At 66.2% G+C, this 17,679-nt stretch carries 15 protein-coding genes, 1 tRNA gene and 1 other RNA gene; 5 read left to right on the top strand and 12 right to left on the bottom strand.

All coding sequences use genetic code 11. The annotated features are described in order from the left end of the window. The 9 genes from ssrA to M7H19_RS05985 all read right to left on the bottom strand — a co-directional run. Positions 1-369: a transfer-messenger RNA gene (gene ssrA, locus M7H19_RS06025) on the bottom strand; the annotation flags it as partial. A gap of 158 nt (positions 370-527) precedes the next feature. Further along, positions 528-1,475, bottom strand: a complete 948-nt coding sequence (locus tag M7H19_RS06020) for an amidohydrolase family protein (protein ID WP_298178021.1) — start codon at positions 1,473-1,475, stop codon at positions 528-530. Continuing rightward, positions 1,472-1,954 (bottom strand): SsrA-binding protein SmpB, encoded by a 483-nt coding sequence (gene smpB, locus M7H19_RS06015; protein ID WP_298178019.1) that lies wholly within the window; start codon positions 1,952-1,954, stop codon positions 1,472-1,474. The genes M7H19_RS06020 and smpB overlap by 4 nt, the downstream gene beginning before the upstream one ends. Before the next feature lie 39 nt (positions 1,955-1,993). Next, positions 1,994-2,893, bottom strand: coding sequence for a permease-like cell division protein FtsX (gene ftsX / locus M7H19_RS06010; RefSeq protein ID WP_298178018.1), 900 nt, complete (start codon positions 2,891-2,893; stop codon positions 1,994-1,996). Positions 2,894-2,965: 72 nt separating this feature from the next. Beyond that, entirely contained in the window at positions 2,966-3,655 is a 690-nt protein-coding gene (ftsE, locus tag M7H19_RS06005) for a cell division ATP-binding protein FtsE (RefSeq protein WP_298178016.1), read from the bottom strand. A gap of 64 nt (positions 3,656-3,719) precedes the next feature. Further along, complete coding sequence (prfB, locus tag M7H19_RS06000) at positions 3,720-4,826, bottom strand: peptide chain release factor 2 (protein WP_298178013.1); 1,107 nt, start codon at positions 4,824-4,826, stop codon at positions 3,720-3,722. Positions 4,827-4,923: 97 nt separating this feature from the next. Beyond that, positions 4,924-5,424, bottom strand: coding sequence for a PadR family transcriptional regulator (locus M7H19_RS05995; RefSeq protein ID WP_298178011.1), 501 nt, complete (start codon positions 5,422-5,424; stop codon positions 4,924-4,926). Between the two features lie 145 nt (positions 5,425-5,569). After that, positions 5,570-5,643 (bottom strand) — tRNA-Met (locus M7H19_RS05990). A gap of 195 nt (positions 5,644-5,838) precedes the next feature. Further along, positions 5,839-8,805, bottom strand: a complete 2,967-nt coding sequence (locus tag M7H19_RS05985; RefSeq protein ID WP_298178009.1) for a UPF0182 family protein — start codon at positions 8,803-8,805, stop codon at positions 5,839-5,841. A 154-nt stretch (positions 8,806-8,959) separates the two neighbouring features. Here M7H19_RS05985 and M7H19_RS05980 point away from each other — a divergent pair, with 154 nt between their 5' ends. Then, positions 8,960-9,529 (top strand): PPA1309 family protein, encoded by a 570-nt coding sequence (locus tag M7H19_RS05980; RefSeq protein WP_298178006.1) that lies wholly within the window; start codon positions 8,960-8,962, stop codon positions 9,527-9,529. 79 nt (positions 9,530-9,608) lie between these two features. Here the strand turns inward: M7H19_RS05980 and M7H19_RS05975 are convergent, their stop codons facing one another. Then, a complete protein-coding gene (locus tag M7H19_RS05975) occupies positions 9,609-10,763 on the bottom strand; it encodes a PDZ domain-containing protein (protein ID WP_298178004.1) in 1,155 nt (384 codons plus the stop codon). A gap of 102 nt (positions 10,764-10,865) precedes the next feature. On the opposite strand from M7H19_RS05975, the gene M7H19_RS05970 reads away from it, so the two are divergent. Further along, on the top strand, positions 10,866-12,350 hold the full coding sequence (locus M7H19_RS05970) for a zinc-dependent metalloprotease (protein WP_298178000.1): 1,485 nt from the start codon (positions 10,866-10,868) through the stop codon (positions 12,348-12,350). A 13-nt stretch (positions 12,351-12,363) separates the two neighbouring features. On the opposite strand, the gene M7H19_RS05965 is transcribed toward M7H19_RS05970, so the two are convergent. Further along, entirely contained in the window at positions 12,364-12,969 is a 606-nt protein-coding gene (locus M7H19_RS05965; RefSeq protein ID WP_298177998.1) for a M48 family metallopeptidase, read from the bottom strand. A gap of 140 nt (positions 12,970-13,109) precedes the next feature. On the opposite strand from M7H19_RS05965, the gene M7H19_RS05960 reads away from it, so the two are divergent. The 3 genes from M7H19_RS05960 (at position 13,110) to M7H19_RS05950 (ending at position 16,756) form a co-directional block, all read left to right on the top strand. Beyond that, positions 13,110-14,204: a hypothetical protein gene (locus M7H19_RS05960; protein ID WP_298177996.1), complete on the top strand. Its 1,095-nt coding sequence runs from the start codon at positions 13,110-13,112 to the stop codon at positions 14,202-14,204. A 60-nt stretch (positions 14,205-14,264) separates the two neighbouring features. Continuing rightward, positions 14,265-15,611: an AarF/UbiB family protein gene (locus M7H19_RS05955; RefSeq protein ID WP_298177994.1), complete on the top strand. Its 1,347-nt coding sequence runs from the start codon at positions 14,265-14,267 to the stop codon at positions 15,609-15,611. A gap of 131 nt (positions 15,612-15,742) precedes the next feature. Then, the gene (locus tag M7H19_RS05950) at positions 15,743-16,756 is read left to right on the top strand and encodes a hypothetical protein (protein WP_298177991.1); all 1,014 of its coding nucleotides are present in this window, start codon (positions 15,743-15,745) and stop codon (positions 16,754-16,756) included. Between the two features lie 15 nt (positions 16,757-16,771). On the opposite strand, the gene M7H19_RS05945 is transcribed toward M7H19_RS05950, so the two are convergent. Then, positions 16,772-17,644 carry a class I SAM-dependent methyltransferase gene (locus M7H19_RS05945; RefSeq protein WP_298177989.1) on the bottom strand — a complete coding sequence of 291 codons (873 nt, stop codon included), beginning with the start codon at positions 17,642-17,644 and terminating at the stop codon, positions 16,772-16,774. Between the last annotated feature and the right edge of the window lie 35 nt (positions 17,645-17,679).

The following is a 17,679-nucleotide window of genomic DNA, read 5'->3' as shown; positions in this document are numbered from 1 at the left end:
GAGGTGCCGGGAATCGAACCCGGGTCCTCTGTCGCCTTTCCAGGGCTTCTCCGTGCGCAGTTCGCTGTGCCTCTACTCGGCCCCACCGGTCACGCGAACAAGCCGGTGTGACGGGCCCAGCCACTGTTTGTTTCCCAACCGATCCCCGTGGCCGGGATCGGCGGTAAGCCTCCTAGCTGATGCCGGCAGACCGGGTCGGAGGCACTCCCGGGCCGACAGACTCCGCGCTCGCTCAGGCGGCGAGGGCGAAGTCGCGCTGACTGTTAGTCTTGGCGCTTGTATTTAGTGCGAACGACGCTTGCGGTGGTCGTTGCCTGCACCGGCACGCTTCCCCTGGATCAACGTCCAGAGTCGAAACCGTTCACCCCCTTGGCTGCTCGATCATCCATCGATCGCTTGCACCCAGGATAACGCGGGGGGCAAGTCGATAATTCCCACCGTCCGACCACACGCGGAATCGGAAGCGAACCGATTCCCTCCAGGCCCGCTACCGAGATGTTTCCGCAGGTTGTCGGGGCGTCTTCCGCTCACCTGTGCCCGCCGCCGGGACGTGCTTCCAGCTTGAGCAGCCGGGACGGCGTGTCGTGCAGCACCGCGCGCAGGAAGGCGTCGCCCAGCCGCTGGTCGGCCTCCGCCCAGCGGGCCACGGCCTGCAACTGGGTGGCATAGGTGTAGGGGATGTTCGGGAAGTCGGTGCCCAGCACCACGCGGTCGGCTATTCCGGCGAGCCGGCTGGGCCAGTCCGACGGCACCGGCATGAACCCTTCCGTGAACGGCACCCCCACCATCGTGGTGTCCAGGTAGACGTTGGGGTACCGCTCGACCAGTGCCACCGCCTCGTAGTATTCGGGCATGCCCGCGTGAGCGAGCACGACCACCAGCTTCGGATGTCGCCGCAGCACCTGGTCGAACACGCCGATACCGGTGTGCTCACCGCGCAGGGGGCCGTGTCCGCAGTGGACGACCACGGGCACCCGCGCGTCGGCGATCAGTCCCCACGCTCGGTGAAGCGCCTCGTCACGCGGGTCGTATGCCCCCACTTGGACGTGGGCCTTGAAGCACCGCGCGCCCGCGGCCAGAGCCTCGGCCACGTAGGCGTCGACGGAGGGCTCCGGGTACAGCGTGGCCGTCGGCACCGCCTCCGGCACCTCAGCGGCGAACTCCCGCACCCACTCGTTCAACCACGCGGCCATGTCGGGTTTGTGCGGATACACCAGTGGAGCGAAGACCTTCACTCCCAGTTTCCGCAGCACCGCGGTCCGTTCGGCTTCGGGCAGGCGGTAGTACACGGGCCACCGCAGGCCGTAGTGCGTCTCCGCCTCGTCGAAGTACGCCCACACCTTGCGCATCACGCGCTCGGGCAGGAAATGCACGTGGAGATCGACGAGGCCGTCCAATCCGAGGCCACGGGCCCAGACCGCGACGTCGTCGTCCGATCGCGGTCCGGGCCCGGTGTCGTCTTCCGTGCGGCTCAACGGCGGGCCTTGCCCTTCGCCGCGCGGCCCACGACACGGGCCATCTCACGCTGCGCGTCGCGCTTGGCGATGGCCTGACGCTTGTCGTACGCCTTGCGGCCCTTACCCAACGCCAACTCGACCTTGACCTTGCCGTCCTTGAAGTACAGCGACAGAGGCACGAGGCTGAACCCGCTCTCCTTGGTCTTGCCGATGAGCTTTTCGATCTCCCTGCGGTGCAGCAGCAACTTGCGCGTCCGCCGTGGCTCGTGGTTGGTCCACGTGCCGTGCGAGTACTCGGGAATGTGCAGCCCCCGGAGGAAGACCTCGCCGTCGTCCACGGTCGCAAACGAGTCGGCCAACGACGCCTTGCCCGCGCGCAGGCTCTTCACCTCGGTGCCCACGAGAGCCACTCCGGCCTCGTAGGTGTCCACGATCGTGTAGTCGTGCCGTGCACGACGGTTCGACACGATCACCTTGCGACCGTTTTCCTTCGCCATACCTCGACTGTATCCGCTCGAAGCTGCAATCCGAATCGTTTAGTGCCGCACGTACAAACGCAGCGTCACGTACCCGGTGACGGCCGAGATCAATATCGACACGCCGAGCAGGATGGGCGCGACCGGGAAGAAGATCTCCAACAACTCGATCTTGGGGACCACGTCCCCGGTCTTCTCCAGGATCGAGTCGAGCACCGCGTATTTCAACGCGACCAACCCCCCGGTACCGACGATCGCACCCAACACACCGGCGACCACGGCCTCCAGCAGGAACGGTAACTGCGTGTACCACCGGGTGGCGCCGACCAGCCGCATGATCCCGACTTCGGTGCGGCGGGTGAACGCCGAGACCTGAATCGTGTTCGCGATCAGCAACACGGCGGCGAGCGCTGCGATCAACGCCACGATGAACGTGCCGTTACGCCCCGCGTTGAGTACGTCCAGGAACCGTTCCAGGAACTTGTTCTGGTCGTTGACGTGGTCAACGCCTTCCTGTTCCGAATATTCCTGCACGATCACGTCGCTGCGCTCGGGGTCGAACAACTTCACGTGCAGCGACGCGGGTAGCGACTCCGGACGCGCGAGTTCCAGCAGATCCGGCTGTCCCTCGAAGATGTCCTGGAACCGCTGGTAGGCCTGTTCCCGGTTCTCGTAGACCACCGACTCGACCGCCGGGTTGGTCTCCAACGACTGCCTCAACGTGGCGCAGGTCTGGGACGAGCACGCCGAGTCGGTCGAACTCACCTCGTCGTCGAGATAGACGGTGACCTCGACGTCGTCGAGGAAGTTCGCCTGCATCTTGTCGATGGTGCGGACGAACAGCAGTCCACCGCCGAACATCCCGAGCGAGATCGCGGTGGTGAGGATCATCGCGATGGTCATCGTGACATTCCGGCGCAGACCGGTGATGACCTCGCTGAAGACGAAGCTGGCACGCATCGGTAGGGCGTTTCCTTGGGTCGGGGAAGTAGGGGGCGGATGGGGCGAGGACGAAGTGCGAGCGGACCTGCGTCAGCGACCGACTCCGTACACTCCGCGCCGGTCGTCGCGGATCACGCGCCCGTGATCCAGTTCAACGACCCGGCGACGCATGGAGTCGACGATCGAGTGGTCGTGGGTGGCCATGAGCACCGTCGTTCCGGTGCGGTTGATGCGCTCCAACAAGAGCATGATGTCCTGGCTGGTGTCGGGGTCCAGGTTCCCGGTGGGCTCATCGGCCAGCAGCACCAGTGGCCTGTTGACGAACGCTCTCGCGATGGCCACCCTCTGCTGCTCACCACCGGAGAGCTCGCGCGGCATCCGGTCGGCCTTACCGTCGAGACCGACCAACTCCAACACCTCGGGAACGACCTTGGCGATGGTCCGCTTCGGCTTACCGATCACCTCGAGAGCGAAGGCGACGTTCTCCGCGACGGTCTTGTTGGTCAACAGCCGGAAGTCCTGGAAGACGCATCCGATGGTCTGCCGAAGCCGGGGCACCTTACGCCGGGGCAGCTTGGCCACATCGAAATTCGACACCATCACCCGGCCCTTGCTGGGCACTTCCTCGCGCAACAGCAAACGCAGAAACGTCGACTTCCCAGAACCCGACGGGCCGATGAGAAAAACGAACTCGCCTTTGTCCACGTCGACCGAGATATCCTCGAGCGCGGGGCGTGAGGAGGTCTTGTAGACCTTGGAGACACTATCGAGCCGGATCACGGTCGATCATCCTACAGTCGGGGGAGGTTAGGCCACGGTTACCCACCGACTCCCCCGACTCGGCTCAAGCGGCCTCGGCCTGTTGCTTACGCCACCGGATCCCGGCCTCGAGGAAACCGTCCAGCTCACCGTCGAGCACAGCCGACGGGTTACCCACCTCGTAGTCGGTGCGCAGGTCCTTGACCAGCTGGTACGGGTGCAGCACGTAGGAACGCATCTGGTTGCCCCAGCTGGACCCGCTGTCGCGCAGCGCGTCCAATTCCGCGCGTTCCTCCTCTTTCTTGCGCTGCAACAGCTTCGCCTGCAGCACCTTCATCGCCGTCGCCTTGTTCTGCAGCTGCGACTTCTCGTTCTGGCAGGACACCACGATGCCCGTGGGCAGGTGGGTGATACGCACGGCGGAGTCGGTGGTGTTCACGCTCTGCCCACCGGGGCCGGACGAGCGGTAGACATCCACGCGGATGTCCTTTTCGGGTATTTCGACGTGGTCGACCTCCTCGACCTCGGGAAGTACCTCGACATGGGCGAAGGAGGTCTGGCGCCGGTTCTGGTTGTCGAACGGCGAGATACGTACCAGCCGGTGGGTGCCCTGCTCGACGGAGAGCGTGCCGTAGAGGTAGGGACCGTTGATCTTGAAGGTCGCCGACCTGATGCCCGCTTCCTCGGCGTAGGAGATGTCGTAGACCTCGGTCGGGTAGTTGTGCCGCTCCGCCCACCGCAGGTACATCCGAAGCAGCATCTCGGCCCAGTCGGCCGCGTCCACGCCGCCGGCCTCCGACCGGATGGTCACGACGGCGTTGCGCTCGTCGTACTCACCGGACAGCAGAGTACGGACTTCGAGGGCGTCGACGTCCTTGGTCAGCTGCGCGAGTTCCGCCTCCGCCTCGGAACGACTCGCCGCGTCCCCTTCGGCTTCGGCGAGTTCGTGCAGCACCTCCAGGTCGTCGACACGCTGGCGCAGCTCGGTCACTTTGCGCAGCGACGCCTGTTTGTGCGACAGCTGGCTGGTCACCCGCTGCGCCACCTCAGGGTCGTTCCAAAGGTCGGGGCGCGCGGCTTCCTCCTCCAGCTCGGCGACCTCCCTGCGGAGCGTGTCCAGGTCCATCACGGTCTCGACATGGGACAGCTTGCCGCCGAGATCCTTCAGGGCTGCTTCGAAGTCGGCACTCACAAAACACAAGGTTACGGCAAATCGAGCGACCGCTTCCCGGCGGCCGCTCAGACTCGCCGTCTCCGTCGTCGTCGCTGGTCTTTTCCGCCGTGGGTCGTCAGTCCGACGACACGGTGTCCAGCAGCTTCAGCGCGGCCCTGGCGTGCGCTTGGCCGAACTCGGCGACCGCCTTCTCCACCGGGTCGGTGGCGGCCTTCACCGCGGCTCTCGCCTCGTCCAGTTCCGCCTTGTAGGTCTCCCTGGCGGTGGCGAACAGGTTGGCGCGCTGCTTCGGCGTGAGCACGCCTGAGTTCACGATTCGGAGGATCAGCGGGCTTCGCAGGTGGTCGGGTGAGGACGGAGTCATCAACCACGCCTTGAAGGCCTTCTTCCCCGCTGCTGTGAGGACATACTGCTGGCTGGAACGGGGCCCTTGCTTCCCGAGCCGCACATAGCCCTCCTTGTGCAGCGCGGGGAGCTCCCGGTAGACCTGGCTCCTCGTGACGCTGAAGAACGTGCCGAATCGTTCCTCAGCCGCCGCGACGAGCTCGCCACCGGTCGCGGGACCATCGTGAAGCAAACCAAGCAGTGCTGCGGCAGTTGCGTTCAAATCGGACACCCCTCCACCGTGCCACGAAAATCGACATCTGTCCATTGTGGTCAAGAAGTTGTCCACAATGGAACCGCTGATTCACTCTGCGCATCAGGACAGTGACACAAAGATAAAGGCCCGGACCACAAGGATCCGGGCCTTTATCTACCAGTAGCGGGGACAGGATTCGAACCTGCGACCTCTGGGTTATGAGCCCAGCGAGCTACCGAACTGCTCCACCCCGCGTCGTTGTAGTTCCACCGTAGCACATCCCCGCTCCCCTGTTTCCAGGGGGTCTGGTGAAGGTCACCGTGGACCCCGCGACTGCGGTAACACCCACCCTACGCCAAGGTGCCCCCTCAGCGCAAAGTAGGTGTCCGCCAGATCACATGATCTTCGATCCGCCCACGTCAAGCGCCCGGGCGGACCGGGCCGGGGACATCAGTTCCCCGACCCCGAGGCCTCTTCATACCTCCGAGCAGCCGCGTCCAGCTCCTTCAGGGCCTCGCCTTGCGCGGCGAAGTCACCGGACTGCTGCGCCTCCTTCAGCTTCCGCAGCGCGGCCTGGATGTCGGCCACAGCCTGGCCCACGTCACCGTCGCCGGTTCCGCCGTCCTGCGGCGGTGCCTGCTGGTCGGGCACTTGCTGCTCGTTCTCGGAAGGCGGCGGTTGTTGCTGATCACCGCTGTCGCCGTCGCCACTGTCCTCATCCTGCGCCGGTCCGGTGGCCGCCTCACCCGTGCCTTCACCGAACACCTCGTCCAGCGCCTCGTTGAGTGTCGAGGCGACACCGATACGACCACCGAACGACACCAGCACCCGAGCGAGCTGCGGGTAACTCTGTGCGTTGCGCTGCTGGATGTACACGGGTTCCACGTAAAGGAATCCACCCGCGACCGGTAGCGTCAACAGGTTGCCGTAGATGATGTCGACGCTCTGGTTCCCGAGCAGCGTACGGTCCTGAGTGAACTTCGGGTTGCTCTGGAAGGCGTTCTGGACCTGAATAGGTCCTTCGAGTTGCTGGCCGCCGCCGGTGGGCAACTTCAGCACCGTCATCTTGCCGTAGTTCTCGGGGTCGGAGGACACCGTCATCCACGCCGCCAGGTACTGCCGTGCCAGCGGCGTCAACGCACTCGTGATCTGGAACGTCGGCTCGTCCTGTCCCGGAGCCTGCGCGTAGACGTAGTACGGCGGCTGGTTCGCCGCGTCGGAGTTCGGATCGAGGCCACCTTCGATGGTCGGGTCCTGCGGCACGTTCCAGAAGGTCTGGGTCGAGTAGAACTCCTGCGCGTTCTTCACGTGGTACTTCGTCAACAGCTCACGCTGGACCTTGAAGATGTCCTCCGGGTACCGGAAGTGCGCCCGCAGCTCATCGCTGATCGCCTCCTGCGGCTGCACCATCCCCGGGAACGCGTTCATCCACGTCTGCAGCACCGGGTCGTTCTCGTCCATCGCGTACAACGTGACGGTGCCGTCGAACGCGTCGACCGTCGCCTTCACGGAGTTACGGATGTAGTTGATCCGGTTATCCTGCTGACGCGCCACACCGGTCAGCGAGTCCTCCGTGGCTCCGCCCAACGACGTGAGCTGCGAGTACGGATAGTTGTTCAGGGTCGTGTAACCGTCGACGATCCACTGGATGCGCCCGTCGACCACCACCGGGTAGGGGTCGCCGTCCACGGTCAGCCACGGCGCCACCTTCTCGACCCGTTCCCGCGGGTTGCGGTGGTACATGATCTTCGCGCCCTCGCTGATCTGGTCGGAGAACAGGATGTTGCGCTCTCCGTACTGCGCGGCGAAGACCAACCTGTTGAACAGGTTGTCGATCGGCACACCGCCCTTGCCCTGGTAGAGGTAGCTGCGGTCATTGGCGGTGTCGTACTCACCCGGCGCCTGTCCCGGCGTACCACCGACGATCGCGTAGTCGGTCGCCAGCTCGCCGTAGTAGATCCGCGGCTCGTCGACCCGGATACCCGCGCCCTCGGGGTTCTGCGTGTCACTGGTCCGCGCCAGCGGGTAGCCACCGTCGCTGTCTGCGTCCTCGAGCGCGCGGTCGACGGTGTTGGCCGGCGCTGCGACGAAACCATTACCGTGCGTGTACACCAGGTGGCGGTTGATCCAGGTCTGCTGGTTCTCCGCCAGACCGTTGGTGTTGATCTCTTTCGCCGCGACGATGTACGCCTGCTCCTCACCGTCCACGGTGTAGCGGTCGACGTCGAGCTTCTCCGGGAAGCCGTAGAAGTTCTCCCGACCGACGCGCTGGGTGAAGGTGGGGCTCAGGACGTTCGGGTCGAGGATCCGGATGTTCGGGATCGTGCCCTCGTCCGACCGGATCTCCTCCGGCGAGGCTTCAGTACTGCCCGTGTACTCGTCCTGGATGTCGACGTGCTCGGCATCGAGCTGGTAGGCGTACTGGGTCGCCTCCATGTTGTGCTCGATCGACGTCGCTTCCTTCTCGTTGGCGTTCGGACGGACCGAGAACTGTTCCAGCACCGCGGGCCAGGCGAGACCGAGGATCAGTCCCGACAGCAGCAGCAGGACCAGCGCGATGGCGGGCAGCTGGACATTCCGCAGGAACGCTCCCACGAAGAACGCGATCGCGCACAGCACGCTGATGCACAGCAGGATCAGCTTCGCCGGCATCGCCGCGTTCAGATCGGTGTAGGCGGCGCCCGTGAACAGGTCGTTACGACCCGCCTGCAGCAGTTCGTAGCGGTCGAAGAAGTACTCCAGCGCCTTGAACAGCACGAACACGCCGACCAGCACCAGCAGGTGCACCCGCGCGGGACCCGAGATCTGGCCCCCGCGACCCGCCAGCCGGATACCCCCGAACAGGTAGTGCGTCGCCACGGCGCCAATGAACGACACGATCAGCGCCACGAATACCCAGCCGAGCACCCAGCCGTAGAAGGGCAGGTCGAACGTGAAGAAGCTGTCGTCCTTGCCGAAAACCGGATCGGTGCGGCCGAACTCGGTGCCGTGCAGCCACATCTGCACGATTTTCCAGTTGCTCTGTCCGCTGGCCCCCGCGATCAGTCCGGCCACCACGGGGATGCCGATGCCGAACAGCCTGGGACGCGCGACCACCGTCGACCGGTACCGCGCGAGTGGGTCCTCCACACCGGTCACGGGCACGAACACCGGCCGCGAGCGATACGCCAGCCACAGACTCAGCGCGAGCAGGCCACCCACCAACACACCGGTCGCGAGGAACATCACGACACGTGTCAGCAGGATCGTGCCGAACACGCCACGCGCGCCGACCTCGCCGTACCACAGCCAGTCGACGTACGTGTCCAGCAACCGGGCACCGAGTAAGAGGAACAGGACGATGACGGCCGCGATGATCAGCAGTACGCGGGCACGCCGCGACAGTTTCGGCAGGCTGGCTGAGGGCCGGGTGGCCACTACGCACACTCCCCGTGGTCAAGGCTGTCGTTGTCAGGGCGCTGACCTGCGAGCGTCCCTAATTCCCTAACTGTACGGACCGCCACTCCAGTTCCCGAAGCCCCCCAAAACGGGCGCCGCGCCACAGCAGCGGTCCGCCTGCCAGGATGGCGTCATGACGCAGAGCGAGAACCAGGCAGGCCCCGGAAGCGTAGCCGCGTTGGCACGCGAGGTCGAGGAGTTCGTCGCCGGCGGAGGCTGGGATCAGCAGCCACAGCTGTTCGCGCTGGTGCCGACCGCGGACATCCTCCGGCAACAGCCGGACCTCGCCGGGCAACTCGACCAGAACAGTGAGTTCACCCCGGTGGCACAGGATTCGCTACCGGAGGGCGACCTCGCGGAAGCTCTGGGACGGATCGCCTGGCCCGAGGCCGTGCAGGGCTGCGCGCTGGCCCAGGAGATCATCGTGCTACCCCCGGACGCTGAATCGGAGCTGCCCGACTTCGACGCCACCGACGAACCCGACGTGGACCGTCTCCGTCAGGCCGCGGCCGACCACCCGCGTCGCACCGAGGCGCGCCTCGTCGCCGCCGTCCTCCGGGACGGCTCGGCCTCCTGTGTACTGCGGTTGAAGGGTGAGGCCCCGAGCGCCGAGGAGTCCTCGTCGAACACCGACGAGATCGTCCAGAGCGCCGATCTCGCGCCCAATCTCGTCGAGGCCCTGCGCGCCACGCTCCAGCCCTGAGAAGCCCTTGGGGCCCTGAGCTTGCGAAGACGGCCCTGAAAAGGGGGCCCGAAAGAATTAGAAGCGCACCGAACGCGGGTCATCCGGCACAGGACGGAACCGGTCGCCCCTTCGCCAACGACTCCACCGCGTTCACGGCGTCGTCGAGCGTGGCCACCCGCACCAATCGGAGGCCTTCCGGCGCGGTGACGACCGCCTCGCCGCAGTTGCCCTCCGGGACCAGGAACGCCTCGGCTCCGGCCTCGTGGGCGGCGACCAGTTTGAACGAGATGCCGCCGATCTCACCGACGTTGCCCTCCGCGTCGATGGTCCCGGTGCCCGCGATGCTCCGACCATCCGTCATGGCCCCCGGAGTCAACTCGTCCATGATCGCGAGCGCGAAGATGAGCCCCGCCGAGGGCCCGCCGACGTCCTCCAGCGCGACGTCCACGTCGAAGGGCACATCGGCCCTGTCCGTCGGTTGGATTCCGATGAAGCCGTGGGACCCCCCGGGATGCCGGGTCAGGGTCACCGATTCCGTGCGCTCCGGCTCACCGTCCCGATGGAACGTCACCGGCACGGTCTGCCCTGGCCGAGTCCCGGCGAGCACCTTCCGCACCCCGGCGGAGTCGGTGACGTCCTTACCGTCGATCCGGACGATCCGGTCACCGGGCTGGAGGACGTCCGCGGCGGGACTTCCCTCGACGACCTGCTCGACCACGGCCTGGACCGGGTAACCGAGTCGACGCAGCGCCGCCACCTCGGCGTTGCTCTGAGAACTACGGAACTGGCGGAGATTCTCCTGCCGCACTTCCTCGTCGGACTGCCCCGGCAGGAAGTACTCCTCCCTCGGAGCGAGCGCATAACGACCACTGAGCCACATGCCCAAAGCCCCGAACAGGGTCATGTTGTCGTTCAGCGACACGGTCGTCATGCGCAGTTCCCCGTCGGTGTCATACGTGCGCGTACCGTCGACGCTGACCACCTCGGTGCCGTCCACGTCTCCCAACGTGTCATACGTCGGGCCGGGGCCCAGAGCCACGTAAGGCACCCGCACGAACGCCCCCAGCACCGCGAACGTGAGCACCAGGACACCGCTGGCCACCATGGTCCAGCCGCGTCTACTCAATCGCGGGCCGCCACTTTGACGCGAACCCGTGTCGTTCGCCGTCCGGCCACGCACTGTGCCGACGGGCCGCTCGGTGGTTTCTCCGGCTTCTCCGGTGGGTGCTGCCTTGTCCGGGGAGTCACTCACGCGACAAGCCTACGATCGCGCTGCTCTCCGGCTCCGTGGGTGTCCGTCATCGGCTCCCGGTCCGTTCTTCCCATGTCGCCCGGCCCGCGTACGGTGGTGTATATGAGCAACCCACCGTTCGGCTTCGGATTCCCCGACCCCGATAAGCGTCCCGACGACGAATCGTCGGGCTCCGGCGGGCAGTCGGGTTCAGGCGCCGACCCTTTCCAGCAACTGGGACAGATGCTCAGCCAGCTCGGGCAGATGTTCAGCCAGGCCGGTAGCTCCTCGGGCCCGGTGAACTACGACCTGGCCAAACAGATCGCCCTGCAGCGCCTCGGCTCCGAAGGACAGATGGGGTTCACGGCCGGAGACCGGACGGGTGAGGGGGCCGTGCGGGATTCAGCCCGACTCGCCGAGCTGTGGCTGGACGAAGCGACCATCCTCCCGGCCGGTGCTTCCGTCACTGCGGCGTGGACAGCTCGCGACTGGATCGACAAGACCCTCCCCACGTGGCAGCGCCTCTGCGACCCGGTCGCCAAACAGGTGTCCGGAGCATGGATGCAGGCCCTCCCGGAGGAAGCCAAGCAAGCTGCGGGCCCCCTGCTGTCCATGGTCGGCCAGATGGGTGGCATGGCGTTCGGTTCCCAACTCGGCAACGCTCTGGCCGGACTCGCCTCGGAAGTGTTGACGTCGACCGACGTCGGTTTGCCGCTCGGACCCGAGTCCACCTCAGCGCTGTTGCCCAAGAACATCGAGAAGTTCACCGAAGGGCTGGAGCGCCCCGCCAGCGAGGTGCTCGTGTTCCTGGCGGCTCGGGAAGCAGCACACCAACGGCTGTTCACTCACATTCCGTGGCTGCGGCAGCGACTGTTGGCAACGGTCGAGGAGTTCGCCTCCGGCATCACGGTCGACACCTCGGCCCTGGAACAACTCGCGGGCCAGATGGACCCGGCCAATCCGGCAAGCATCGAGCAAGTCATGTCGTCGGGACTGCTCGAACCACAGACGACACCGGAACAGAAAGCCGCACTGGGTCGGCTCGAAACGCTACTCGCGCTGGTGGAGGGCTGGGTGGACGTCGTGGTCGCCGATGCCACCGGCGACCGGCTGCCCGGCGCGGAGGCCCTGCGCGAAACGCTGCGGCGCCGGCGGGCGACCGGCGGCCCCGCCGAACAGACGTTCGCGACGCTTGTCGGGCTGGAACTACGGCCTCGCCGAATGCGTGCCGCCTCCGCTCTGTGGAAGCTGGTGGGTGACCGCCACGGCATGGAGTCGCGGGACAAGCTGTGGACGCACCCCGATCTCCTTCCGACGGCCGACGATCTCGACGATCCGATCGGCTTCGCCGAGCGGCTCGGGGACACCGGTGCTCTCGGTGAGGGAATCGACCCGATCGCCGAACTGGAACGCACCGAACGCGCCGAGCGAGCCAAAGACCAGTCCGGCGGCCAAGGCGCTCGGACCGACGACAGCGGCTCGGCGGGCGACGACGAAGGCAAGGACAGGAGCGACAAAGGCCAGGACGACAAGGGCGGCGAAGACGGCGAGGATGGCGAGGATGGCGAGGATGGCGGCGTCGCCGGGCGCGAACCCGGCGACGCCTGAGCGGTTCTTCGGTTCAGTCGTGTTCGGGGCGCGAAGCCCAGAGTCGTTCGGCGGCGGAGAGGCCCTCCAGGTACCCGATGGCCCGTTCGGTCTTGGGGTACCGGTTGACCAGGTTCCAGAACTCGCGGTTGTGCTCGGTGACGCGTAGGTGCGCCAGTTCGTGCACGAGAACGTAGTCGAGCACCCACGAGGGCACCTCGCGAAGCCGTTCGCTCACCCGGATGGTTCGGTCGGCGGGCGTGCATGACGCCCAGCGAGTACGCATCGGTGGCACCCACCGCACACTCGCCGGCTGGGCGGTCCCGTCGAGGTAACGCCGCGATAGTTGCGTACAACGCAACAGCAGTGCCTCGTCCGACGCCCGCGCAGGACTCGCGCGCCGGCTCTCCGCGCGCTGGAGCTTGCGCTGCATCTCGGCAACCCAGTGCTTCTCCTCCGCCTTGGTCATGGTGGCGGGGATCAGTACGACCGTTGTGTCACCGTCCCGGTATGCGGTGACCGTTCGGCGGCGGCGAGGGCTCCGCCGAACCTCGACTTTCTGTTCGTTCTCAGCGGAGGGCTGGGAGTTCCGCTGTGTCCTGTTCCGATTCCTGAGCGAGGGAACCCGTGCATCGGCCACGGGGATAACCGTAGAGCCAAGGACCGACACCGCAGCGATCACGGATTCGGATCACATGGAGTTGTCCACAATTGTGTCTATCTGTGGATAACTCGATTACGTGACGTGCGAACGGGGCGGTGCAACGCCACAGTGGGCGCATGACCGGACCACCATCACAGGCGACTTCGCGTGTGTCTTCGCGTGTGTCATTGCCACGGCGTCCGCGCCTTCGGCCCGGGCTGCCCGTGGTGGAACGTCGGGCCAACGAGATCCAGATCGGCTTGGACCCCCGGCACGCCGTGGTCGCCACCGACCTCCCGCCCATCATCATGGACGTCCTGCGCGGACTGGACGGAAGGCGCAGCACGGCGGCCCTGTTGGCCCTCGTACAGGACGAACACGCCGACAGGCTGTGCGCGGTACTGCGAGGCCTCACCGAGCGCGGCCTGGTGGAAGACGCGGAACCACGAGGCGGAGGACACGGAGGACACGGCGAAAACGGAGAACGGGCCACGACACCCAACCTGGGCGCGCCCGAGCCGTCCTCCGCGTTCGCGCCCATGTCGTACTCGGTCGGCATCCACGGGGGTGGACGCTTGGCGGCGGCCGTCACCACACTGCTCGCCGCGTCCGGGGTGGGACGGCTGGGCCTGGCCGCCAACGGCGTGGTGTCCGAGTCCGATGTAGGGTCGGGTTTTCGCGATGACGACGTCGGGCTCGACCGTCGGGCCGCACTCCGCGCGATCGCGCGTCGGATCAACCCTGAGATCCGGTTGGCCCGCCTCCGCTCGGCGCAGGCCATCGACCTGGTCGTCCTCACCGACGCGGTCGTGCCCGCCCCGGAGGTCCTCACCGAATTGGTCGCGACGGGTACACCGCACCTGATCACACGGGTCAGAGAGGGCATCGGCATCGTCGGACCTCTGGTCGTGCCAGGCCGGAGCAGTTGCGCACACTGCGCGGACCTTCATCGCACCGGGTTCGACTCGTGCTGGCCTCGGGTCGCGAGCCAGCTTGCCGGGCGCTACCACCAGGCCGACCTCACCAGCGTCCACGGCACCGCGGCTCTGACCACAGGACAGGTCCTGTCGACGTTGTCGTCGCTGTCTGCTCCGTCGCCCGGCGCGGCGCCCCCGCCGACCTGGAACGCGACACTCGAACTCGACTGCATCACAGGAGTCGTGCGTAGGAGGGAGTGGCCACCGCACCCACGCTGCTCATGCGGCGCGAGGCGGCACCGGGCACACCTGTGACTTACTTCCGCATCCCGAAATCAATGCACAAGCCTTGCTTCAGAGGGCAGAATCGCTGTCGTGACGGACTCCCACGACTACCTCGACGACCAGCCGGATACTTCGATCCCTCGCCGGACAATGGCACGGACGGCGAAGCTGGCAAGCCTGCCGCTGGGTATTGCGGGTCGAGCCGTGGGCGGTTGGGGCCGACGACTCACCGGTCAGAGCGCCGAGGACGTCAATGCCGCGCTATCGGCGAAGGCTGCCGAGCAACTGTTCGAGGTGCTGGGCACGCTCAAGGGCGGCGCCATGAAGTTCGGGCAGGCACTGAGCGTGTTCGAGGCGGCTGTGCCCGAGGAACTCGCCGCCCCGTATCGGGAGGCGCTGACCAGGCTCCAGTCGGCGGCGCCACCGATGTCGTCCCGTCAGACACGGCGTGTGCTGGCGGAACAGCTCGGCAGTTCGTGGACCCAACGGTTCGCGGAGTTCGACGACGAGCCCGCCGCGGCGGCAAGCATCGGACAGGTGCATCGAGCGGTATGGCATGACGGCAGGCATGTCGCGGTCAAGGTGCAGTATCCCGGTGCGGACGAAGCCCTCCGCAGCGACTTGAAACAGTTGCAGCGCTTCAGCAGGCTGTTCCAGACGCTCGTACCGGGCACCGAAGTGAAACCGCTGTTGGCCGAACTCGCCAGGCGCATGGACGAAGAGCTCGACTACCGGACGGAGGCCGACAACCAACGACGGTTCGCCAAGGCGTTCCACGGCGACGACCAGGTGTTCGTGCCGAAAGTCGTGGCGAGCTCACCGAAGGTGATCGTCTCGGAATGGGTCACCGGCACCCCGTACTCCGAGATCATCGCTGCCGGTAGCGTCGAACAACGCAACGAGGCGGGTCGCTTGCTGGCCGAGTTCCACTACTCGTCGCCGGCCAGAGTGCACTTGCTGCATTCGGACCCTCACCCCGGCAACTTCATGTTGCTCGACGACGGAAGGCTCTGCGTCATCGACTTCGGTGCCGTCGCGAACCTCCCCGACGGCGCCCCCTACACACTCGGTGTCATGATGCGGCTCGCCCTGGAGGGCCGGTCCGAGGAACTGTTCGAGTTGCTGCGCGCCGAGGGTTTCGTACGTCCCGAGGTGGGACTCGACGCCGACGACGTCTACACGTGGCTGTCACCGCTGGTCGCGCCGCTCGCCGACGAGACATTTCACTTCACGCGCCGGTGGGCGCAGAAACAGGCCATACGGATGGGCGATTCCCGCAACCAGGATTTCCATACCGGGCGTTCGCTCAATCTGCCGCCACAGTGGCTGTTGATCCACAGGGTGACGGCGGGTGCCATCGGCATCCTGTGCCAATTGGAGGCGGAGCTTCCCGTACGTACCATCGTCGAGCGGTGGCAACCCGGCTTCGCCGATTGAGACCGGACTGAGCACGAAGTTGTCCACAGGCAGGCCAAGCACTTACCCGCAAGCTCCGTTCGCAGGTGCGAGTTGTCCACAACTCGGCTAACGAGCAGAGATGATCTTGCCGGGAAGTGCAGGCTCGGGGCATGACGACGACAACCCGTGCCGCACAGCCCGCCGGCGCCCATTCCACCCGCATGATGGCGTCGATGTTCTCAGCCGCCACTACTCCCAGCGCTCTCTGTGACCCTCGGGCGCGCGTGATGTCGGTTGCACAGTTGAAAGCGCTCGGCTTCCATCCGAGCACGATCACGAAGCGCTGCCGGCCCGGTGGGCCGTGGCGTCGGCTCGCTACGGGAGTCGTCATGCTCGGCACTGGGGAACCGACTCGCCGTCACCTACAACAGGCCGCCGTCGCGTATCTCGGGGACGACAGCGTGATCACGGGTGTGGACGCGCTGCGAGCGCATGGAGTTCCTTTGCCCGTTCCACATTTCATCCACGCACTCGTGTCCGCGCAACGCCGACTGACGCCTCCGGCATTCGTGGCCGTAGAACGCACGACACGGATGCCGACGCCGATCGTCAGAGACGAACTGCCGTTCGCGCCGCCGGCGCGAGCCGTGATCGACGCTGCTCGCCGAGAAAGCGATCCCGACCGTCTGCGGTCCTTGCTGACCGTTCCGGTACAGAAGGATCTGTGCACTCTCGACGAGCTCGTCACCGAGCTCGACCGGGGCAATCAGCGGGGCTCCGCGGCGGTACGTGCCCAGTTGAGAGCGCTGGCGCACACGGCCGAGGGCCGCCTGCGCCGGGTAGCGCGATATCTCGCGCGTCGCTGTCCTCTACCGCCACCGCGCTGGGACGTGACGATCACCGATTCGACAGGTCGGCGCCTCGGCATGGTCGACGCGTGGTGGGACGATGTCGGCATGGGGTGGTCGCTGACCGCCCCCTCCCCCGGGGTATCACGACTCCCGAAAGACGAACGCGACAAACTCGCTCTGTCGACGGCGGGCGTGGTGCTGGTGTCCACGGCGCCTCCGATGCTGTATCACCACGGTGATGTCGTCATCGCCGAGTTGGTTCGCGCGTTCCGCCGGGCAGCGGCGCGGCCTCGTCCTCGTGTGCGGTCCGAAGCACGTGGCGCTGCCGTCTGACTCGCGATGGGGTCCTCAGTGCGGACGCCGCGCCGTGTACACGGACCGGGCGCTGAGCAAGAACAGGTCGTCGCGGGCACCGAGGTAATGAGAACCGGCGGGGTCGGTCAGCTCGGCGAGCGTATCGCGGTCGTCCGAAGCCAGGTAGTCGTGCAGGATTTCCGCCATCCACGCGAGATGTTCCACCACGTGTTCACGCACAGTGTCGGAGGTGGGAGCCGGGTGTTCCACGAGGTAACCGAACGACGTCGGTTCCTCAAGCCCGGCGCGAGCCAGAGCGGTTGTCCAGCCGTAGGGCATGTCCACCACGCCGTCCATGGCGGAGCGTAGGTCGTGGAACCACGCGTTGTGTGCCGCGTGGAGCCGGTCCTCCAGTCCCGGACGCCCCACCCCAAGGTCCCAGGGCAGAGTCTTCTGGTTCAGTCCTCCCTCGGCGAGGGCCAGTGTTCCACCCGGCGCGAGTAGGTCGGCCAGTGTGGCCACGCCCGCCTGCTGATCGGGCAGGTGATGCACCATTCCCGATGCCCACACCAGGTCGGCCGACGGCAGTCGGGAGACCGACGAAGCGGTACCGACGTCCGCGTTCACCGTCGTCACCGTGACGGTTTCACCCCCGGCCGCCGAAGCCGCCTTTTGTGCTGCCTCCAGGAGTTCCTCGGTGGCGTCGACGAGAACGAGTCGACCACCACCGTTGTGTCGCAGCACCGAGGCCAATGCTGCGCTCATCCCACCGGAGCCACATCCCGCATCCACCACGACCGGATCAGGCCCGAGGTTCGCCGCCAATCTGGCCGCCACCTGCTGCAGCGATTCGTGTTGCAGAGCGTCGGACCTACGCATCGCCGTGAGCCGAGTGGCCCAGTCGATGTCGTCATGCGTAGCGGACATGGCGTGAAGAACTCCTTTCCGAAGGACACAGAAGG

Origin of the sequence: Saccharomonospora sp. (assembly GCF_027317685.1) — a bacterium.
Taxonomy (GTDB): Bacteria; Actinomycetota; Actinomycetes; order Mycobacteriales; family Pseudonocardiaceae; genus Saccharomonospora.
The sequence above is the reverse complement of the archived record's forward strand: the minus strand, read 5'-3'. Positions and strand labels throughout refer to the sequence as shown.